The organism is Methylobacterium mesophilicum SR1.6/6, assembly GCF_000364445.2.
GTDB lineage: Bacteria > Pseudomonadota > Alphaproteobacteria > Rhizobiales > Beijerinckiaceae > Methylobacterium > Methylobacterium mesophilicum_A.
In genome coordinates this window covers 1,289,065-1,307,167 of sequence record NZ_CP043538.1, presented here as the reverse complement: position 1 = coordinate 1,307,167, position 18,103 = coordinate 1,289,065, and the positions used below count along the sequence as shown (strand labels likewise).

At 71.3% G+C, this 18,103-nt stretch carries 21 protein-coding genes; 11 read left to right on the top strand and 10 right to left on the bottom strand.

Annotated elements, in window-relative coordinates; translation table 11 throughout:
* Positions 1–133: 133 nt before the first annotated feature.
* The gene (locus MMSR116_RS06110) at positions 134–385 is read left to right on the top strand and encodes a hypothetical protein (protein WP_010683270.1); all 252 of its coding nucleotides are present in this window, start codon (positions 134–136) and stop codon (positions 383–385) included.
* Positions 386–894: 509 nt separating this feature from the next.
* Positions 895–1,062, top strand: coding sequence for a hypothetical protein (locus tag MMSR116_RS06100; RefSeq protein WP_010683268.1), 168 nt, complete (start codon positions 895–897; stop codon positions 1,060–1,062).
* A 13-nt stretch (positions 1,063–1,075) separates the two neighbouring features.
* Here MMSR116_RS06100 and MMSR116_RS31305 read toward each other — a convergent pair whose 3' ends face one another.
* Positions 1,076–1,234 carry a hypothetical protein gene (locus MMSR116_RS31305; protein ID WP_191991876.1) on the bottom strand — a complete coding sequence of 53 codons (159 nt, stop codon included), beginning with the start codon at positions 1,232–1,234 and terminating at the stop codon, positions 1,076–1,078.
* 136 nt (positions 1,235–1,370) lie between these two features.
* The gene (locus MMSR116_RS06095; RefSeq protein WP_010683267.1) at positions 1,371–1,640 is read right to left on the bottom strand and encodes a hypothetical protein; all 270 of its coding nucleotides are present in this window, start codon (positions 1,638–1,640) and stop codon (positions 1,371–1,373) included.
* Between the two features lie 132 nt (positions 1,641–1,772).
* Between MMSR116_RS06095 and MMSR116_RS06090 the strand changes: the two genes are divergently transcribed.
* Positions 1,773–2,216: a DMT family transporter gene (locus MMSR116_RS06090; RefSeq protein WP_010683266.1), complete on the top strand. Its 444-nt coding sequence runs from the start codon at positions 1,773–1,775 to the stop codon at positions 2,214–2,216.
* Between the two features lie 30 nt (positions 2,217–2,246).
* On the opposite strand, the gene MMSR116_RS06085 is transcribed toward MMSR116_RS06090, so the two are convergent.
* The 4 genes from MMSR116_RS06085 to MMSR116_RS06070 form a co-directional block, all read right to left on the bottom strand.
* The gene (locus MMSR116_RS06085; RefSeq protein WP_010683265.1) at positions 2,247–2,453 is read right to left on the bottom strand and encodes a ribosome modulation factor; all 207 of its coding nucleotides are present in this window, start codon (positions 2,451–2,453) and stop codon (positions 2,247–2,249) included.
* A 45-nt stretch (positions 2,454–2,498) separates the two neighbouring features.
* Positions 2,499–3,839, bottom strand: coding sequence for a PQQ-dependent sugar dehydrogenase (locus tag MMSR116_RS06080; RefSeq protein ID WP_010683264.1), 1,341 nt, complete (start codon positions 3,837–3,839; stop codon positions 2,499–2,501).
* Entirely contained in the window at positions 3,836–4,336 is a 501-nt protein-coding gene (locus MMSR116_RS06075) for a DUF2231 domain-containing protein (protein ID WP_051072149.1), read from the bottom strand. Before MMSR116_RS06075 ends, MMSR116_RS06080 begins: the two co-directional genes overlap by 4 nt.
* A 322-nt stretch (positions 4,337–4,658) precedes the next feature.
* Entirely contained in the window at positions 4,659–5,153 is a 495-nt protein-coding gene (locus MMSR116_RS06070) for an HD domain-containing protein (protein ID WP_010683262.1), read from the bottom strand.
* 272 nt (positions 5,154–5,425) lie between these two features.
* Between MMSR116_RS06070 and MMSR116_RS06065 the strand changes: the two genes are divergently transcribed.
* Positions 5,426–5,668, top strand: a complete 243-nt coding sequence (locus MMSR116_RS06065; RefSeq protein WP_039892803.1) for a hypothetical protein — start codon at positions 5,426–5,428, stop codon at positions 5,666–5,668.
* Positions 5,669–5,873: 205 nt separating this feature from the next.
* Here the strand turns inward: MMSR116_RS06065 and MMSR116_RS06060 are convergent, their stop codons facing one another.
* Positions 5,874–6,272: a PRC-barrel domain-containing protein gene (locus MMSR116_RS06060; protein WP_010683260.1), complete on the bottom strand. Its 399-nt coding sequence runs from the start codon at positions 6,270–6,272 to the stop codon at positions 5,874–5,876.
* A 301-nt stretch (positions 6,273–6,573) separates the two neighbouring features.
* On the opposite strand from MMSR116_RS06060, the gene MMSR116_RS06055 reads away from it, so the two are divergent.
* On the top strand, positions 6,574–7,449 hold the full coding sequence (locus tag MMSR116_RS06055) for a DMT family transporter (RefSeq protein ID WP_010683259.1): 876 nt from the start codon (positions 6,574–6,576) through the stop codon (positions 7,447–7,449).
* Positions 7,450–7,462: 13 nt separating this feature from the next.
* On the opposite strand, the gene MMSR116_RS06050 is transcribed toward MMSR116_RS06055, so the two are convergent.
* Entirely contained in the window at positions 7,463–8,380 is a 918-nt protein-coding gene (locus MMSR116_RS06050; protein ID WP_010683258.1) for a hypothetical protein, read from the bottom strand.
* Positions 8,381–8,570: 190 nt separating this feature from the next.
* Between MMSR116_RS06050 and MMSR116_RS06045 the strand changes: the two genes are divergently transcribed.
* The 4 genes from MMSR116_RS06045 (at position 8,571) to MMSR116_RS06030 (ending at position 12,457) form a co-directional block, all read left to right on the top strand.
* Positions 8,571–9,134: a nitroreductase family protein gene (locus tag MMSR116_RS06045; RefSeq protein WP_010683257.1), complete on the top strand. Its 564-nt coding sequence runs from the start codon at positions 8,571–8,573 to the stop codon at positions 9,132–9,134.
* A gap of 14 nt (positions 9,135–9,148) precedes the next feature.
* Positions 9,149–9,778 (top strand): flavin reductase family protein, encoded by a 630-nt coding sequence (locus tag MMSR116_RS06040; RefSeq protein WP_010683256.1) that lies wholly within the window; start codon positions 9,149–9,151, stop codon positions 9,776–9,778.
* Positions 9,779–9,869: 91 nt separating this feature from the next.
* Positions 9,870–10,949 (top strand): lytic transglycosylase domain-containing protein, encoded by a 1,080-nt coding sequence (locus MMSR116_RS06035; protein WP_158168538.1) that lies wholly within the window; start codon positions 9,870–9,872, stop codon positions 10,947–10,949.
* Positions 10,946–12,457: a DUF2336 domain-containing protein gene (locus MMSR116_RS06030; protein ID WP_010683254.1), complete on the top strand. Its 1,512-nt coding sequence runs from the start codon at positions 10,946–10,948 to the stop codon at positions 12,455–12,457. The genes MMSR116_RS06035 and MMSR116_RS06030 overlap by 4 nt, the downstream gene beginning before the upstream one ends.
* A gap of 112 nt (positions 12,458–12,569) precedes the next feature.
* Here the strand turns inward: MMSR116_RS06030 and MMSR116_RS06025 are convergent, their stop codons facing one another.
* Together MMSR116_RS06025 and MMSR116_RS06020 are read right to left on the bottom strand one after the other, a co-directional pair.
* Positions 12,570–14,435 carry a glycoside hydrolase family 15 protein gene (locus MMSR116_RS06025; RefSeq protein WP_010683253.1) on the bottom strand — a complete coding sequence of 622 codons (1,866 nt, stop codon included), beginning with the start codon at positions 14,433–14,435 and terminating at the stop codon, positions 12,570–12,572.
* Positions 14,436–14,542: 107 nt separating this feature from the next.
* Positions 14,543–15,787 (bottom strand): acyl-CoA dehydrogenase family protein, encoded by a 1,245-nt coding sequence (locus MMSR116_RS06020; protein ID WP_010683252.1) that lies wholly within the window; start codon positions 15,785–15,787, stop codon positions 14,543–14,545.
* A gap of 115 nt (positions 15,788–15,902) precedes the next feature.
* Between MMSR116_RS06020 and MMSR116_RS06015 the strand changes: the two genes are divergently transcribed.
* Both MMSR116_RS06015 and MMSR116_RS06010 read left to right on the top strand, forming a co-directional pair.
* Complete coding sequence (locus MMSR116_RS06015) at positions 15,903–16,658, top strand: response regulator (RefSeq protein WP_010683251.1); 756 nt, start codon at positions 15,903–15,905, stop codon at positions 16,656–16,658.
* Positions 16,655–18,064, top strand: coding sequence for an ATP-binding protein (locus tag MMSR116_RS06010; protein ID WP_010683250.1), 1,410 nt, complete (start codon positions 16,655–16,657; stop codon positions 18,062–18,064). The genes MMSR116_RS06015 and MMSR116_RS06010 overlap by 4 nt, the downstream gene beginning before the upstream one ends.
* The last annotated feature ends 39 nt before the right edge of the window (positions 18,065–18,103 follow it).

Here is an 18,103-nt window from a genome sequence, read left to right as displayed (position 1 = left end):
CGCAACACAACCGCGCGGTCGCCGCCCCGGCGACGTGCCGGCCTGAATCGCGACGCAGAACTGCTGCGGCGCGGATCAACCGCACCTGACCCTGGTTGCCCAAAGATCGGGGATGTTCAAGGGGAGACCGGTTATGCCGCCTGTCCGAGCCACCGACCTCGCCCGTGAGGCAGAGGCGATCCTGTGGGCCGATCTGTGCACCTGCACCGCCTGCACCATGGAGGGCCTGCGGATCACCGCCGTCGCCGCCCTTCAGAGCGTCCATCCCGTTCCCCAGGTGGTGACGGTCCGCCGACCCGACCCCAACAGCGATCAGTTGTGCATCCGGATCGAAGGTCCGCATTTCACCGGCGAGATCAGGCTCGTGGCGCCCTGGTGCGACTGAACCGTTCGCGTGTCGCGGACCAGTCCGCGACGAGCGTCGACGATCGCTCCTGAACGCACGAAGACGGCTCGCCCTGGCTCACTTTGCTGCGCGTGTCATGACGATTGGGATGCATCGACCGAGGCCTCGAAACGGCTTCCGTATCGGGCTCATGCGCGGGCGAAGATCGGCGATCCGGGCAGCCTGTCGCCCCGGCATCCAGCCTTCGAAGCCGCGTGGCCGGCCCGGGTCCTCGACGGGGCGTGCGCCGGCGCCCTCGACGTGTGCCGCAACACGCCGATCCGGAAAGCTTGGGCTTACATCGACATCACACCGCGAAAACAGTCGCGGATCCGATGGAGACTTCCGATGACCCTCACGGCTCGCCTCACCCTCGCCGCCGCACTCGCCGCCGCGACCGTCGCGGTGTTCGCCGGGACCTATGTCGAGGCCCTGGAGCGCGCGCTTCCCATGCACTTCGTCTGATCCCGGGCGAGGCCCTGCCATTTCGATAGAGCGGGAGGTCGATGATGCGCACACTGATGAACGCTGTCCTCGACGGCGCCCTTTCCGCCGTCGATACGCTGGATGACTGGCTCTCTGAAACCGTCAACGGTTTCGGCGCCGTGATGCCGGTGATCGCGGACGAGGATGCGGCGACCGGCGCCGTGCCTGACGGAGCCCGCGGACCGCGCTGATCCGGCTGCCGGATCAGCGCTTCTGGTTATTCGGCGCCGACTGGTCGGTCTGCGGCTCCAACTTCGTGGCATCGGGCTTTGTCGGCGTGTTGGTCTGCGCCTGCTTGTCATCGCAGGCGGCGAGCCCGACCATCAGCAGTCCGAGCAACGCGATCGTTCTCTTCGCCGGCATGGTTCCTCCGTGAGCCGCTGACATGTTCCGAGAACGGTGGCCCTGCGAGTGGCGTTCCGCCGGATCCGGGGCGCTCCCGCCCGGGCCCGATCCCCGGGCGGTCCATCCGCTCGCCAGTTGCCGAACCGGCCCCGCGTCAGCGGCTTCCGGCGCCGGGCTTCGCGCCCGAGCCAGCATCGTTGGCGCCGGTGCTGTTGGTCGTGCCGGAGCGGCTCAGGTTGCCGGAAGACGGGCCGCTGCCCGAAGCGCCGGGGCTGGCGCCGGAGCCGGCATCGTTCGGTCCGGTCTTGTCGGCCGTGCCCGACCGGCTGGTCGCGCCGGATCCGTTCTCGGCCGCCAGGGCCGGGGCAGCGGCGGCGAGCAGACCGGCTGCGGCGAGCGTGATGAGCCTCGTGCGGAGCGTCATGGCGTGTCTCCCTCCATGCCGGCCGTGGGGACTGGAATGCCCTGGAATGGCCCGGCCGGTCCGTTGGGGAACCCTCGGTCAGCACGGCTGTTCCTGAACGCGGGGGCTGAGCGACGAAGGCGGACTTCGCGCATGCCGATCCTGATCGCCCTGGTGGCTGTCGCGGCCGGGGTCCTGAACACCGTCCAGGCCGGGGCGAATGCGAGCCTGAACAAGGCCCTGGGGCAGCCGATCCTGGCAGCCCTCGTCGTGGCCGGCACCAACATCCTCGTCTATCTTCTAGCGGTCCCGTTCCTTGGGATCGGCTGGCCGAGCGGCGCGCGCTGGACGGGCGTGCCGTGGTGGGCGTGGCTCGGCGGCGCCATGGGAGCCGCCTACGTGCTGGCGATGATCATCCTGGCCGAGCGCCTCGGCGCCGCCTTGTTCACCGGCATCACCGTGACGGCCGCGATCGTGACCTCCGTGGCGCTCGATCACTACGGCTGGCTGGGCTTCGCGCAGCACAGCGCCGGTCCCTGGCGGATCCTGGGCGGCGTCATGATGATCGGCGGCGTGGCGCTGATCTCGCTGTTCTGAGCGGTCGCGGAGCCCCGTGATCGGCGGGGTTCAGGACGCACCGGGGTCCGCACCGCCGTCGGTCGCCGCCGCGGACGTCTCCCGGGCTTCCGCATCGGGCATCTCATAGCCGCGCGCCCAGGTGCGGTGGGCGTCCGTTCCCTCCGGATAGGGATTCGCGGTGAGCGGGTCGCCGCGCTCGCGGGCATGACGGCCCTCGGAGCTCACCGTGGCGGGCGAATGGGACGACAGTGTCACGACAATCTCTCCGGCATCCCGTTTCTGCCCGAACGCGATCTCACGTCAGCGGATGGCCGCGGGCGGCTCGGCTGCCGACTGGGTACCGGCGCCGGTCACCCGCCAGACGACCCCGCCCGCATCATCGGCGATGAGCAGGGCGCCGTGGCTGTCGACCGCGAGGCCCACAGGTCGACCGCGGGCCTGCCGGTCTTCCGTGACGAAGCCGGTGACGACATCCTGCGCCTTCCCGGACGGCTTGCCCTCCGCAAACGGGATGTAGACCACCTTGTAGCCGTTGAGGGGGTCGCGGTCCCAGCTTCCGTGCTCGCCCACGAAGGCACCGCCCTGGTAGGTCTGGGGCAGGGCCGTGCCGGTGTAGAAGGTCATCCCGAGCGGCGCGACATGCGAACTCAGGGAATAGTCCGGCATGATCGCCGAGGCGACGCGCTCGGGCCGCTGAGGCATCACCCGCGGATCGACGTGGCTGCCCCAGTAGCTGTAGGGCCAGCCGTAGAAGCCGCCGTCCTTCACCGAGGTCATGTAGTCGGGCACGAGATCGGGCCCGAGCTCGTCGCGCTCGTTGACGACGCACCAGAGCGTCTTGGTCTGCGGCTCGAAGGTCAGGCCGTTGGGGTTGCGCAGGCCGGTGGCGTAGAGCCGGTGCGTCCCGGTCGTTCGGTCGATCTCCCAGATCGCCGCGCGGTCCTTCTCCGCGTCGAGCCCGTTCTCGGAGACGTTGCTGTTCGAGCCGATGCCCGCGTAGAGCTTGGTTCCGTCCGGGCTCGCCGTCAGGCTCTTGGTCCAGTGATGGTTGATCTGCCCCGCCGGCAGCTCGGTGAGCTTCACCCCGGGCTCCGCGATCGTGGTCTCGCCCGGCTTGTAGGGGTAGCGCATCACCCCGTCGGTCTCGGCGACGTAGAGGTCGTTGCCGACGAGCGCCATACCGAAGGGCGAGTTCTGCTTGTCGAGGAGGACGTTGCGCTGCTCGGCAACTCCGTCGCCGTCAGCATCCCGCAGCAGGATGATGCGCTGACCCGGCGTCTCGGCGGAGTGGGACTTCCGTTCAAGCCAGCCCATGATGATCTCCTTGGGCCGGTATACCGGCGGGTTCGGGCCGCCGCTCTCTGCCACCAGGATGTCGCCGTTCGGCAGGACCAGGATCGAGCGTGGGTTCTTGAGACCCGTGGCCAGGGCCTTCACCTGCAGCCCGGCGGCCACCTGCGGTGCCTCGCCGTCCTTCCAGCCGACGACGCTGGAGACGTGCATCGGCGGCAGGAGGTACTGGTGCGGCTCGGGAAGTGGCGGGTTCGGCCCGATCTGTGTCCGCGGATCGATGGGATCCGGCCCGCAGGCTGCGAGCGGCAGCAGTAGGCCGGTGATCAGGATCGCGCGGCCGAGCGTCATGCGCGCTCTCCGTTCCGGACGCCCACGCCGTGGCGGTGGACCAGTGCCGCACCGTTCCAGCCGGTCACCAGCAGGATGAGCACGACGGCGGCCGAGAGGATCAACCCGGTCGGCACCACCGACGTGTAGGCGTCGCGGCTGTGCACGAAGAGGTTGATGAGGCTGAGGCCTACGGCCACGACGTTGCCGACGACGTGGATCCAGGCCGGGCGGAGCCGCCGGATGCCGCGGTCGCCGAAGAAGTCGATCAATCCCGCGAGCACCGCCAGGGCGGCGCCGATCAGGCCGACGCTGAGGAGCCAAGCCGAGAAATTGGCCCATTGCATATTGGCGGTGAACCAGTACGCGATGTCGGTCCCCAGGGTGCCGACGAAGCAGGCGATCGGGATCGGGACGAGCATCGCGTGGATCGGGTGAGCGCCGATCCGGGCCGTGGATTGCGGGTTTGTCTGGGCCAAGCGATGGTCCTCGTCGCGCGATCGCGCCGCGGGGCGCATGGTCCGCCGGGCGCCTCCGCGAAGGTTCCCGGTCTGGTGCCCGTGTGTCCGCCCGCCGGTCGAGTCGTCAGCACTCCGAGCCGCCGCCGGAGAGGCGGCGCTCGAGATGCTGCATGGCTGGCCAACCCGAGGGGATGCGGTCGGTTCCTGCCCACGGCGGGCTGAGCCGCGTCGGTCGTCCGGGCAGGAAATGGTGGGGTCGGATCGCGCTCGAAGCGGCTCTGATCGAAAGGCCGTCGCTACTGAGGCCGAGGAAGCGCGCGGTGCGGCAAATGGCGAAAAGCCCGGCCGCTTGCGGTTCGATCCCCCCCGCCGGCGCGCTTCACAGTCCGGTATAGCCCCTGGCCGCGGCAGCGTCCTTCAGGCGCGCGAACGCGGTTGCGTAGCGCTCCCGCAGGAACGCGGCGTTCGGCGGTATCCGGGCGGGACAGAGATTATCCTCGGTGTCGGACATCTTGACCAGGATCGCCGCGAGGTCGCCCGCCTCGATCAGGCCGGTGATGCGGTCCGAATAGGCTGTCCGGGCCGCAGGCTTCGTCAGCAGCATGACGATCCCGATCACGCCCGGATCGAAACCCTCGGCGCGCAGATCGCCGACGGTCCGCGGCGTGTCCTCCAGCACATCGTGGAGCAGGGCAGCCTGCATGACTTGCATCGGGTCGATGTCGAACCCGTCGACGAGTCGGGCATGGCCGGCCCGGGCGAGGGCTGCGTTGGCGACGCGTTCAAGGTGTCGCATGCCGGGTTCGCCGCCCTTGTCGAGCTGGCCCGCATGCGCGGTGAGGGCGAAGGTATGGGCATCGAAGATCGTCGGCACGCTACCCTCTCGCGGGATGCGCCGGTGCGGTACGGCGCCGCTTCGGACTCCGGTAACGGACAATCGTGGCCGGGCGGCGGCGTTCCCGGTGGGCGGGCCATCGCCGTCAGTGACGTCCGGACCGACTCCGATCTCCTGCGTTTTGAGGATGCCGGATTTTATCGATCTGTCAGACCGTTATTACTGGCAGAACTATTGCCCAGTTCGTATGCCATCGCCATTTGCTGTCTCATAAACGGACAAGCGGCGGTTCGCAGTCCAGGATTGAGCCAATGGCGTCCGTTACCGTAGAAAAGCCGCTCGATGTCGGTGGGCCGATCAGCCGCCGCGCCGCCGCCCTGGCCAACGCCAGGTGGTTCCGCGCGCTGGCGTGGCGCACCCTTCGCGACGGCGGTCCGCAGGCCGAGCTTCGCGCCGCCAACGCGCGCGCCGCGGCCCGTATCGTCCTGAAGCAGGCCAAGCGCGAGGCGGTCGTCGCCCGCATGGCCCGCGAGGCCCTGGGATCGGATGTGTAGCGCGGAGCGCGCGGGCGGTCCGGATCCTCCATGGTGGCGGCAGGTCGAGGCTTGCCCGACAGGTCGCGCGTGAGCGTTATAACGCCACCGCGGGTTGCTTCATGCCGCTCTCGGACGCCGGGCGGTTCCAGGGATCGGAACGCCTGACCGGATCGCCGGGAGCGGCCGAGGCCGCTCCCTTCGCGACGCCTGTCGCGCTCTGGGATCAGCGCTTGAACTTGCCGTCGTACTTGAACTCGGGCGCCGACTTCAGCTGATCCTTGCTCGCGCCGATGACGGCCTTCCACTTCTTGGCGTCGGCGTCGTAGCCCAACGCGATGGAGGACGGCGACACGGCCACATACCGCTCGCCCATCCCGAGGAAGCCGCCGACCGAGACGATGTAGCCCACGAGCTTGTCGTGATCGATAACGAGATCCTTGATCTCGCCCACCGTGTTGTTCTGGGCATCGGTGACGTTCAGGCCGATGAGGTTGTAGCTCAGGACGGCGTTCTGCGGGACGGTCTCGAACTTCGGCGCGACGGTTGGAGGCGCTTCATTGGCGGCGAGGGCCGGCCCGGCCAGGGCTGCGGCGGCGAGGGTGGCGAGGACGAGGCGACGCATAGGAATCTCCACTAACTCAGGACGAGTCGCTTGAAAGCTCGAACACCGCCGCATCGTTCCGGCTCGTAGCGGAAATGTTAATGCCCGGAACATGGAACCTTCGCGCGCGTCGCGGGCGCTCCGGCCGGGCCATCGCACACGCTGCGCGCACGATGCGCCCCGACTCCGTTTGCGCACCGTACTGCTCGGCCGGCAGGACAGTTCGGCGGCTCGGCCCGCCGACGTCCCTGGCGGAGGCGGGCTTGCCCGCGCATGAAGGCGGGGTTCCTGGCGGGAGGCATCGGTGGCGGAGGGATCGAGCATGGCGGTGCCGGCGGACCAGGGCGCCCCGGGCGCCTGGATCGACGGGCTCATCGGCGTCTCCATCTTCAGCGCCTCGCTGGTCGCCACACGCCTCGCGCTGACCGGCATGGACGCGCTGTTCCTCAGCGCGGCCCGCGCGGCCCTGGCCGGCCTCGCCGGGGCGGTGGCCCTGCGCATCCTGCGGCAGAGGCGACCGCGCGGAAACGACCTGCGATCGCTCGCGATCGTGGCGGCGGGCGTGGTCGTCGGCTTCCCGCTGCTCACGGCCCTGGCCCTTCGGACGGTGAGCGCCGCGCACGGGACCGTCTTCGTCGGCCTCTTGCCGCTTGCCACCGCCATCTTCGGCACGCTGCGCTCGGGCGAACGCCCGTCGGCGGCGTTCTGGCTGCTGTCACTCTGCGGTGCGCTGGTCACCGTCGCCTTCGCGGCCCGTGGCCTCGAAGGCCAAGTCGGCCCCGGCGACGCATTCATGCTCGCGGCGATCCTGGTCTGCGGGCTCGGCTACGCGGAAGGCGGCGTGCTGGCGCGGCGGCTCGGGGGCTGGCAGGTGATCGCCTGGGCCACGGTCCTGTCGCTGCCGGTGAGTCTGCCGCTCGCCCTCGCTCTGGCGCCGGCCGAGCCCACCGCGATCCCTCTGCCGGCCTGGGCCGGCCTCGGCTACGTCGCCCTGTTCAGCATGCTGATCGGCTTCGTGTTCTGGTACCGGGCGCTGGCGCGGGGCGGCATCGCGGCAATCGGTCAGCTGCAGCTGCTCCAACCGTTCCTCGGCCTCGGCGTCGCCGCCCTGGTGCTGGGCGAGCGGATTGAGCCCGCGATGATCGGCGCCGCCGTCGCGGTGGCCGCCTGCGTCGCGCTCGCCCGGCGCTTCGCCTGAACGTCCCCGAGGCTCAGCCCGCCTTGGCCACGACCTCGATATCCCGGTCCAGCCCGCTCTCGACCTTGAACTCGCGGGTGTAGACCTGCCCGTCGTGGCGGGCGATCAGCACGTAGTCGCCCTCCGCGAGTGTAACCTGCGGGAAGGCGCCGATCGCCTCGCGGATCGTGTCGCCGCCGGGCGTCAGGACCGAGAAGGCGGTCCCGGCGAAGGCCTCCGCGCCGGGCGCCGCCACCAGCTTGAGGGTCACGGTGGCGGCGCGGTGGTTGAGGGTCGCTTCCGTCACCTTGCCGTTCTCGACCCGAAGATCCGCGCGCTGGATCGCGTTCGACTCACCGTAGGTCGAGACCACGTGGTAGGTGCCCTCCGGCAGCCGCAGGATCTCGCCGGTCTTGATGCCGGAGCGCACGAGGCGCCCTTCCGAATTGGTGCCCACGGGGACGAAGACCGAGAACGTCACCTGCGCGGGGGCGATCTTCTGGTCGCCGACGGCGCCCGCCAGCATCAGCGCGCCGGCCGCGACGCGCAGCGTGTCGGTGGCCGGCTGGCCACCCATCACGATCCGCTTCGAGGCGCTGGCAAAGCCATAGGTGACGGTCGCCACGTAGGTGCCCGGCGCGAGGGTGAAATGCGGCTCCGCCTCGCCGGACCGGGCCACGATCGAGGGGCGAGTGCCGTCGCCGCGATCCTCGTAGATCCGCCAGGCCAGCCCCTGCCGCAGGGGCACGCCGGGACCGGCCAGGAGCGCCGACAGGGAGAGCTGCGCCTCCGGCTCGCTGGGCGGCATGGTGGGCGGAAGGGTCGGGCTGGTGATCGACGGGGAGGGCAGGGGGCCGCCGAGGCGGTTCTGGAACAGGTCCTGCTGCGCGCGCGCCGGCCCCGCGCCGGTCAAGAGACCGGCCAACACGGCCGCGGCAAGCCCCACGCGCATCGCTCAGTCTCTCTCACAGCGTCCCCGCGGCGCGACGCGCCGGCTCATCGGATTCTGCCTCTGCATCCGGACCATGGCGACGGCAAGGCCGCCTCGATGCCCGTTGCCCATGCTGCTCCTCCACGCCGCCCTTCCACCCGGGCCCGGCGCATGCCACATCGGGCACGGACCCGTGACCGGGACGGAGCGCATGACCGCCACCCTCGATCTCCTGAAGACCCGCCGCTCGGTGCCGCCGCCGCTGCTGGACGAACCCGGACCGGACCGCGCGCAACTCGACGTCATCCTCAGGGCGGCTGCCCGCGTGCCCGATCACGGCAAGCTCGCGCCCTGGCGCTTCATCGTGATCGCCGGCGACGCCCGCGCGCGGGTGGGCGAGACCATCGCCGCCACCTTCGCGGCCGACAATCCGGACGCGACGCCCGAGCGCCTCGCGCAGGAGCGCGGCCGGCTGACGCACGCACCCTTGGCGATCGCGGTGGTGTCGCGGGCGGCGCCGCACGCGAAGATTCCGGAATGGGAGCAGGTGCTCTCCGCGGGTGCCGCGACCATGAACCTCGTCATCGCCGCCAACGCCGCGGGCTTCGCGACCTCCTGGCTGACGGAATGGTTCGCCTACGACCGGCGGGTGCTCGACGCGCTGGGCCTCGCACCCGCCGAAAAGCTCGCGGGGTTCGTCCATATCGGCCGGGCGCGCGAGGTCCCCTCAGACCGGCCGCGTCCGGCGCTGGACGAGATCGTCACCTACCTCTGAGAGGGGTCCCGGCCGTGCATTACGATCTCGACGTGCCGCGCGAGGCGCGCCCGCTCCCTCACAATCCGCTCAAGGCCATCGTGGCGCCGCGTCCGATCGGCTGGATCAGCGCCATGAGCCGGGACGGCAAGCTCAACCTCGCGCCCTACTCGTTCTTCAACGCCGTGGCCGACAACATGGTGGCGTTCTCGTCCTCGGGCCGCAAGGACGCGATGACCTTCGCCGAGGAGGGTGCGGAGTTCGTCTGCAGCCTCGCCACCTGGGACCTGCGCGACGGGATGAACGACTCCTCCGCGCCGCTGTCGCGGGGGCAGAGCGAGTTCGCCTTCGCCAATCTGGAGACCGCCGCCTCGCGCAAGGTGCGGCCGCCGCGCGTCGCCGCATCCCCGGCGGCCCTCGAATGCCGGTGGCTCCAGACCGTACCGCTGGTGCCCCTCGAGGGCGGCGAGCCGGACAACTTCCTCGTGATCGGGCAGGTGGTGTCGATCTACGTCGACGAGCGCTTCGTCCGGGACGGCATGGTCGACACGGCGGCGATGCATCCGATCATGCGCGGTGGCTACTTCGATTACTTTCACGCCACCGCCGACACGCGCTTCCAGATGCGCCGCCCCAAGGGAGCCGGCGAGTTCACCGGGTCCTGAATGGGGATAGGCCCGCGCGCCACCGATTGAGGACTTATTTACCATAGGGAGCGCAGGTTCGGGCTGTCGTCAGCCCCCTTCGCGCGCCCGGATGTTCCTGTTCACCACGCCCTCAAGCCCCCCCGAGAGCCCGCCCCCGGCGCGGCCCCTCGCCGGGACGGCGGCCTCCGGACCGGTGGTCCAGGCGATCCGCGACGGGGCGATGGCGAGCGGCGTCGGCTTCGATTACCTGCTGGCCACCGCCCGGCGGGAATCGGCCCTCGATCCGGCCGCCAAGGCCGGGACCTCGTCGGCCACCGGGCTGTTCCAGTTCATCGAGCAGACCTGGCTCGGCGTGATGAAGAATGCCGGGCCGCGGCTCGGCCTGCAGGCCCAGGCCGACGCCATCACCCGCCAGTCGGACGGCACCTACATGGTCCCCGACGCGGGGCAGCGGCAGGCGATCCTCGACCTGCGGCGCGATCCCAAGATCTCCGCGACGCTGGCCGGAGCCCTGACCCAGCAGAACGCCGATGCGCTCGGTGCCGCGCTGGGCCGCGAGCCGACGGCGGGCGACCTCTACGCGGCGCACGTGCTCGGCGCCAAGGGCGCGGCCGCCCTGATCTCCACGGCCCGCGCCTTCCCCGAACGCGCCGCTGCCCTGGACCTGCCGGAGGCGGCCGCCGCCAACCGGGGACTGTTCTACGACCGCACGGGCCGGCCCCGGAGCGCCGCAGAGCTCTACGCCAGCCTCGCGGCAGCCGCCCAGGGTGCAGCCGCCACGGATCTCACGGTGCTGCGCCAGGACGGCGCGGCGGCCCCGCAGGCAGCCTCGGCCTATGCCAGTGCGGCGACGGCCTTCGGCGGCACCAGCGACTTGCGCAGCCTGTTCCAGACGGACCAGCGCGGAACGGTCCCGGACGCCGCGGCGCGGCTCTGGCAGGCGCGCAATGCCGCGCCGCCGCCCGCCCACGCGGCGCCGACCTACTTCCCGCGCTCCGCCTCCGAGTCCGCGATGGGCGGTGCACCGGATCCCGTCGCGACCGGCTCCGTTGCCGAGCCCGCGGCGACGCCACCCGGATCCGCGCTCACCAACCCGCCGCTGCCGCCTCGCCGCCCGGCGGATTTCGCCGCGGCGCCTGCCACGACCGGCGCCAGGAACAGCCTGTTCGCCCCCCGGAGCGGTCCATGATCATCCGCGAGTTCCTGGCCTGGACGCAGAACGCCTCGGCGAGCCGCCGCGCCGAGGCCACGGCGGCCCTCGCGCGGGCCTACCTGTACGGCGACCTCACCGCGGAGGATGCCTGGGAGGCCAAGACCGCCCTGCTCGCGCTCCTCGACGATCCCTCGCCGGTGGTCCGGTGGGCACTCGCGGAAGCCTGCGCAGCCTCCGCCCGGACGCCGCGCCCCCTCGTCGTTGCGCTGTCCTGCGACGCACCCGAGATCGCGCGACTGGTCCTGGCCCGTTCGCCGGTTCTCACCGACGCGGATCTGGTGGATGCCGCCGGACTGGGCGACGAGACGACCCGCGCCGTGATCGCGGCGCGCCACCACCTGTCGCCCGCGGTCTCCGGGGCGCTGGCCGAGGTCGGCGAGGTCGAGACCCTGGTGGTGCTGGCGCGGAACCCCACGGCGAAGATCACTGCCGGCCGGATGCTGCGCATGGTCGAGCGCCGCGGCTCGGAGGCGCCGTTGCGCGAGGCGCTGCTCGCGCGGGCCGACCTGCCGCCGGAGGTGCACCACGCGATCGGGCTCGCGGTGGCGCAGGCTCTGTCGCGCTTCGTCACGGGCCGCGGCTGGCTCGGCGCCGAACGCTGCGAGCGGATGAGCCGCGAGACCGGCGAGCGCCTGGCGCTGGAGGCCTGCGCAGGTGCTGGCGCGGCCGGCATCGCAAGGCTGGTGACCCACCTCCGCGTCACTCGCCAGCTCAATGCCGGCCTGATCCTGCGCGCCGTCCTGTCGGGCCAGACCGACTTCGCTCTGGCCGCGCTGGCCGACCTGTCCGGCCAGGACCATGCCGGCGTCGCGCGGGCCATGCGCGATCCCCGCGGCTTCGCCGACCTGCACGCGCGGGCGGGGCTGCCGGCCGCTCTCCTGCCGGCCATGCAGGCGGCCCTCGCGGCGTGGCAGGACGTCGCCCGCAGCGGGGCGACCATGCGCGGCGCAGGCCTGTCGCGGCGGATCATCGAATGCGCCATCGGCGCCTGCAATGCATTGCCGGATGCCGAGATGAGCCCCGTCCGCGCTCTGCTGAACCGCTACGAGGCCGAGGCCGCCCGCGACGAGGCCCGGGAGGTGGCGCGGACCATCGCGGCGGAGGCCCTGGCGCGCGAGACGGCCCGCCGCGACGCCGCGGCGGCAGACGAAGCGTGGCGCACCGCTCTGGAGAGCCAGCGCAGGACCACGTTCGCGACACCGGCCAGTGCGGTGGACGCCGTGATGGTCGCCGAGGACGCCCCAGCCACGACGCCGGAGGTCCCCAACCCGGTCGGCGCCATCCTCGACGCGCTGCCCGAGCAAATCCTGGCTTGGTACCGGACGGAGGAGCGACCGGTCGATCCGGAGGAACAGGCCGCCACCGACGCGGTGCTCGACGGCCTCGGCGAGAGCCTGCTCGAACAGTTCCGTGTGAGCCGCGGCCCGATTGCCCCGGCGGCCGACATGGGCGGGGCGGACACGGCGGCGAAGATCGCCGCCTGATGACGCCGGCCGGCCTTGTCGAGGCCTGCCGCAAAGGAGGCGCGGGGTGAGGATCGGTCCTGCACCGGCTTCGACCTGCTCGTCGCCCGCGTGATGGCGGCGCAGGGCCTCGCTACTCGGCCGCTCTGCGCTCCGCCGCGTCGGCCGTATCCGCCACACCGTAGCGCTCGATGCTGCTCTCCAGCCGCAGGGCCGCATTGATCAGGGCCATGTGGGAGAAGCCCTGCGGCGTGTTCCCGCGCTGCTCGCCGGTCGTGGGATCGATCTCCTCGGCGAACAGCCCGACATCGTTGCCGCGGGTGATCAGCCGCTCGAAGGCCGCCTTGGCCTCGCCGGTGCGCCCGTCGAGGGCGAGGCAGCCGACCCGCCAGAACGCGCAGGCGGTGAACGTCCCCTCGTCGCCGATCAGGCCGTCTTCCATGCGGTAGCGGTAGACGAGATCCCCGGCGCCGAGTTCCCGCTCGATCGCCGCGAGCGTCGAGCGCGTGCGCGGATCCCGGGGATCCAGCGCCGCGAACAGGGCGACCCGGAGCACGGCCGCGTCGAGATGGTGCGCGCCGTAGGCCCCGACATAGGCCTGCTTCTCCGGGCACCAGCCCTTGTCGAGGTAATCCGCCCGGACTTCCGCGGCGATGCGTTCCCATTCGGCGATCTTCTCGGCGGGCACGCCCGCGATGTTGCGCGCGATCCGCGCCGCGTCGGTCAGCGCCACCCAGATCATCGCCTTGGTGTGGACCTGCTGGCGCGGACCGGTGCGCAGCTCCCAGATGCCGTGATCGGCGTCATGCCGGTGGCGGATGGCGCGGGCCGTCAGGTTGTCGAGCACCTCCGGCAGCCGGTCATTGACCTTCTCGGGTGGGTCGTAATCCACGGCCTCCAGGAAGATGCACAGGGCCCGCAGCAGCTCGCCGTAGATGTCGTGCTGGTCCTGCCCTTCGGCGAGGTTGCCGATCACCACGGGCCGCACGCCGTTCCACCCGGCGAGGTGGGTGAGTTCCTCCTCCGGCGGCATGCCGTCGGCGATGCCGTACATCAGCTTGGTCTCGCGCCCGTAGGTCCCGTCGCGCTCGCGCAGGAAGCGGAGGAATTCGGACGCCTCGCGGACGTAGCCGAGCATCACGAAGGCCGTGACCGTGAACGAGGCGTCCCGCATCCAGGTGAAGCGGTAATCGTAGTTACGGTTGCCCGGCACGGCCTCCGGCAGGCCCGCCGTCGCCGCCGCCACGATGCCGCCGGAGGGGGAATAGGTCAGCAGCTTGAGGCAGAGCGCCGAGCGCATCACCGCGTCCCGGTAGGCGCCGCGATAGGTGCATCGATCGCTCCAGCGGCGCCAGTAATCGGCCGTGGCCTCCAGCCGCCTCTGGGCGCCGGCGAAATTCTCGATGCAGGCATCCTCCTGTTCCTCGCCGTGGGTCAGGACCACGTAGGCGGTCTGGCCCTCGTCCAGGCTAAACCGGATCTCGGCCGCGTCCTCGACGATGTTGGGCCGCGCATGCGCGTTGACCCGCACCCGCCAGTCACCCGCCTCGAACAGCACGGATGCGCCCTCGACCAGCGGCGTGCAGGCGCGGCGCGCGTAGTCGAAGGTCGGGCGCACCCGGAAGACGCCGGAGACACGGCCGCTCTCGCAGGTGAGCATCCGGATCAGCCGGCTCTCACCTTCGCCGTCCGGTCCCTCGTCGGGCTCCGGGCTCGGCGGGTTGACCGGCATCAGGTCGACCAGACGCGCGCGGCCCGAACCGGTGGTGAAGATCGTCTCCAGGATGTTGGTGTCGGGCACGTAGCGCCGCGCCGTCCCGGTGAGCGCGTCGAAGTCGACGCTGCAGGCGCCGCCCTTCTCCTCGTCGAGCAGTTTCAGGAACAAGGCCGGCGAATCGTGGCGCGGCCAGCACAGCCAGTCGATCGACCCGTCGCGGGCGATCAGCGCACAGGAATGGGTGTCGCCGATGAGGGCGTAATCGCTGATGGGCTTCGACACGGGGCTTCCGGATTGCGGCGCCCGCTGCGGCGGGCAAGACCTTGTCCGGGAGGTAGCCGGGTCGCCCCGGGCGGGGAGTCCGGCTCGACGATTCGCCGCAGGGTCGGTCAGCCCCCGGCCCTGGGCAGCATGCGGTCGCTGATGATGCGCCGCTGGATCTCGCTCGTGCCCTCGAAGATCGTGGTCAGGCGCGCGTCGCGCCAGTAGCGCTCGACCCGGCGCTCGGTGGTGTAGCCGTTGCCGCCGTGCAGCTGCATCGCTTGGTTGGTGACGCGCACCGCCATCTCGGTGGCCAGCAGCTTCACCATCGCCGACTCGCTCTCCGCGGCTTCGCCCTGGTCGAGGAGGTGGGCCACCTGCTGCCAGTAGGCGCGGGCCTGGGCGACATCGGCGGCCATGTCGGCGAGGGCGAAGCGCAGCGCCTGGAAGTCACCAATCGGGTGTCCGAACTGGACCCGCTCCTGCAGGTAGGCTTGGCTGTCCTCCACGGCGGCCCGCGCCACGCCGACGGCGCGGGCCGCCGTGTGCACCCGCGCGATGTTGAGCCCGCGCTGGACCGCGGCGAATCCGCCGGAATCGGCGTCCGCCCCCTGGTCGCCGTAGAGCCCCGTCAGGCGGTCGCTCTCGGGCACGCGCACGCCGTCGAGGGTCAGCTCGAAGGTCTCGAAGCCGTGATAGCCGATCTTGTCGATCACACGGCCGGTCATGCCGGGCGGGAAGCTGTCGCGCTCCTTGAGCACCAGGAAGGGCTCGAGGCCGGCCGAGCGCGATTCGCCGGGCTCCGGGTCCCGGGTGCGGGCCAGGACCTCGACGAAGTCGGCGCCCTTGGCGAAGCCGGCCCAGCGCTTGGTGCCGGTGAGCACCCAGTCGTCGCCCTCGCGCACCGCCCGGGTCTGAACGCCGGCGAGGTCGGAGCCGGCATTGGGCTCAGACAGGGAGATCGAGCCGATCCACTGCCCTTTTGCCGAGCGCCGAAGCAGATCAGCGCGGCGGTCCGGATCGAGGGTCTGCGTCCCCAGGCCTTGTCCGCGGGCCAGGATGCTGCCCACCGACAGCCAGGCCCGGGCCAGTTCCTCCGACACCAGACAGTACTCGAACACGCCGAGGCCCAGGCCGCCCTGCGCCTCCGGAATCGTGATGCCGAACCAGCCCTTCCCGGCCATGGCGTCGATGAGCGACCGGGGCATCTCGGCCTTCTGCCGGTCGAGTTCGTCGGCCAGCGGCAGCACCGTGTCGTGCGCGAAGCGCCGCGCTTCCTCCTGCAGCGCCGCCCGCTCCGGCGTGTGCCAGGGCGAGATCAGTTCCGGCGGCTGCGGCGCGACAGAGTCCTTCCGACCCGCGAAATCGGTCATCGTTCCCCCCGGTGCTGCGGCGTGCCAATGCAGGCCGCGTGTTGGAAACACGCGCTTACAATTTGGTTCCGTCTCCCACCTTCGAATAATCCACGGACCGGCGCATAATAGCCTGATGATCCAGGCCGAACCGCACGCAGACTCCTTCGCGATGAGCGCACCGACTACGCCTCACATCCTCGTCGTCGAGGACGATCGGGAGATCTCGGCCCTGATCGCGCGGTACCTGCGCGGCAACGATTGCCGCGTGACGCTCGCGGGCGACGGCACCGAGATGGACCGGGCGCTCGCCGAGTCGCGGATCGACCTGATCGTGCTGGACCTGATGCTTCCTGGAGAGGATGGCCTGAGCCTGTGCAGGCGCCTGCGCGGCACGTCGCAGATCCCGATCCTGATCCTGACGGCGAAGTCCGAGGACGTGGACCGGATCCTCGGACTGGAACTCGGCGCCGACGACTATCTCGCCAAGCCCTTCAACCCGCGGGAGCTGCTCGCCCGGATCCGGGCCATTCTGCGCCGCGTCGCCGCCGAGGCGCCCGATACCGACGAGCGCCGGCGCCTGCACTTCTCCGGCTGGACCCTCGACGTCTCCCTGCGGCAGGTTCTGTCGCCGGAGGGCGCGCGGATCGCCATCACGGGCGCCGAGTTCGACCTTCTCCACGCCCTCTGCCTGCGTCCGGGCCGGGTGCTGTCCCGGGATCAGCTCCTGGATCTCACCCAGGGTCGCGCCGCCGGGCCCTTCGAGCGCAGCATCGACGTGCTGATCTCCCGCATCCGCCAGAAGATCGAGCGCGACACCCGCAATCCGGAATTCATCCGCACGATCCGCTCGGGCGGCTACCTGTTCACGCCGGAGGTCACGCGGTCATGAGCGCCCTGCGTCGGTTGCGCGCCCGCCTTCGCCCGAAGACCATCGCGGGACAGATCGCCCTGCTCATCGTGGCGGGGATCGCGGTGGCGCACGTGGTCGCGACCGCCGCCTTCCTGCTTCTCCACGAGCCGCAGAATCCGGACACGCTGCCCGGGGTGGCGGCGAGCCGCCTGGGTACGCTGGCGCGGCTCCTCGACGCCGCCGATCCGGCGGCCCGGCCGGCGCTGCTGGCCAGCGGGCGCAGCCTGCCGCTGATCCGGGTGGAGGCCTGGGACGGGAAGGCCCCCCCCGGCGCGAAGCCGGCCCCCAATCTGCCGGTCATCCACCGGCTCCGGAACGGGGCCGGCCGGGCCGTGACGATCACGGACCTGTCCGCCGGCGATCCGGATCAGAGCCGCTCGGCGAGTCAGCTCCATGTCGGCATCGTCACGGCCTCCGGGGCGATGCTTCAGGCGACGCTGCCGAACGACCCGCTGCGGGCGCCCAAGCAGGGCGCGCTGATCTTCACGGTGGTGTTCCTGGCGCTTACCCTGGCGCTGCTCAGCGTCTGGGCGACCCGCGCGCTCACGGCGCCGCTGAAGCGGCTCGCGGGCGCCGCCGAGGCGTTCGGCGCCCGGGACGACCACGTGGCCCTGCCGGAAGCGGGACCGCGCGAAGTGCTGGCGGTCTCCCGGGCCCTCGACCGGATGCGGTCGCGGGTGCGCCGGCTGATCGACGACCGCACGCAGATGCTCGCGGCGATCAGCCACGACCTGCGCACGCCGATTACCCGGCTGCGCCTGCGCGCCGAGTTCATCGAGGACGAGGCCGCCCGGGCCGCGACGCTACGCGACCTCGACCAGATGAACGGCCTGGTCGAGGCCGCGCTCTCCTTCGTGCGGGACGGTCAGACAAGGGATGCGGGCAGCCACAGCCTCGTGGACCTCGCCTCCGTGGTGCAGACGGTCTGCGACGACTTCTCGGATGTCGGCGCGCCTGTCAGCGTGAGCCGCAGCCGCCACGTCCTGGTGCAGGGCCGCACCGAGGAATTGCAGCGGGCCGTGACGAACCTCGTGGACAACGCGGTGAAGTATGGCGGCCGGGCGGAAGTCCGGATGGAAGCCTTGGAACGGGGCGTGCGCGTCTGCGTGCTGGACCACGGCCCGGGCATTCCTGACGCGGAACGCGACGCGATGCTCCAGCCGTTTGTGCGCGGCGACCGGGCCCGCAATCTCAACGCGGCGAGCGGCTTCGGTCTAGGCCTCTCTATCGTTCAGGCCATCGTCGAGTCGCACCACGGGCGGCTCCTGCTGGAGAACCGTCCGGAGGGCGGTCTCTGCGCCGCGATCGAGCTGCCGCTGGCGGCCCAGACCTTCGCGGGTCGCGGGACGTCCAAGGCCGTCCCGCTCCCGGCCGAGGCCGCCTGACGCGCGGCCGGGTGGCTCCCGAACCGGGCTGGCGCCGGC

What these genes read in the sequence shown, in the direction of transcription:
- MMSR116_RS06075 (WP_051072149.1), bottom strand. Translation starts at nt 4,336, where the DNA reads ATGCGCCCCGCGGCGCGATCGCGCGACGAGGACCATCGCTTGGCCCAG.
- MMSR116_RS06045 (WP_010683257.1), top strand. Translation starts at nt 8,571, where the DNA reads ATGACCGCCACCCTCGATCTCCTGAAGACCCGCCGCTCGGTGCCGCCG.
- MMSR116_RS06050 (WP_010683258.1), bottom strand. Translation starts at nt 8,380, where the DNA reads ATGCGCGTGGGGCTTGCCGCGGCCGTGTTGGCCGGTCTCTTGACCGGC.
- MMSR116_RS06020 (WP_010683252.1), bottom strand. Translation starts at nt 15,787, where the DNA reads ATGACCGATTTCGCGGGTCGGAAGGACTCTGTCGCGCCGCAGCCGCCG.
- MMSR116_RS06015 (WP_010683251.1), top strand. Translation starts at nt 15,903, where the DNA reads ATGATCCAGGCCGAACCGCACGCAGACTCCTTCGCGATGAGCGCACCG.
- MMSR116_RS06055 (WP_010683259.1), top strand. Translation starts at nt 6,574, where the DNA reads ATGGCGGTGCCGGCGGACCAGGGCGCCCCGGGCGCCTGGATCGACGGG.
- MMSR116_RS06110 (WP_010683270.1), top strand. Translation starts at nt 134, where the DNA reads ATGCCGCCTGTCCGAGCCACCGACCTCGCCCGTGAGGCAGAGGCGATC.
- MMSR116_RS06030 (WP_010683254.1), top strand. Translation starts at nt 10,946, where the DNA reads ATGATCATCCGCGAGTTCCTGGCCTGGACGCAGAACGCCTCGGCGAGC.
- MMSR116_RS06095 (WP_010683267.1), bottom strand. Translation starts at nt 1,640, where the DNA reads ATGACGCTCCGCACGAGGCTCATCACGCTCGCCGCAGCCGGTCTGCTC.
- MMSR116_RS06010 (WP_010683250.1), top strand. Translation starts at nt 16,655, where the DNA reads ATGAGCGCCCTGCGTCGGTTGCGCGCCCGCCTTCGCCCGAAGACCATC.
- MMSR116_RS31305 (WP_191991876.1), bottom strand. Translation starts at nt 1,234, where the DNA reads ATGCCGGCGAAGAGAACGATCGCGTTGCTCGGACTGCTGATGGTCGGG.
- MMSR116_RS06090 (WP_010683266.1), top strand. Translation starts at nt 1,773, where the DNA reads ATGCCGATCCTGATCGCCCTGGTGGCTGTCGCGGCCGGGGTCCTGAAC.
- MMSR116_RS06100 (WP_010683268.1), top strand. Translation starts at nt 895, where the DNA reads ATGCGCACACTGATGAACGCTGTCCTCGACGGCGCCCTTTCCGCCGTC.
- MMSR116_RS06065 (WP_039892803.1), top strand. Translation starts at nt 5,426, where the DNA reads ATGGCGTCCGTTACCGTAGAAAAGCCGCTCGATGTCGGTGGGCCGATC.
- MMSR116_RS06035 (WP_158168538.1), top strand. Translation starts at nt 9,870, where the DNA reads ATGTTCCTGTTCACCACGCCCTCAAGCCCCCCCGAGAGCCCGCCCCCG.
- MMSR116_RS06060 (WP_010683260.1), bottom strand. Translation starts at nt 6,272, where the DNA reads ATGCGTCGCCTCGTCCTCGCCACCCTCGCCGCCGCAGCCCTGGCCGGG.
- MMSR116_RS06080 (WP_010683264.1), bottom strand. Translation starts at nt 3,839, where the DNA reads ATGACGCTCGGCCGCGCGATCCTGATCACCGGCCTACTGCTGCCGCTC.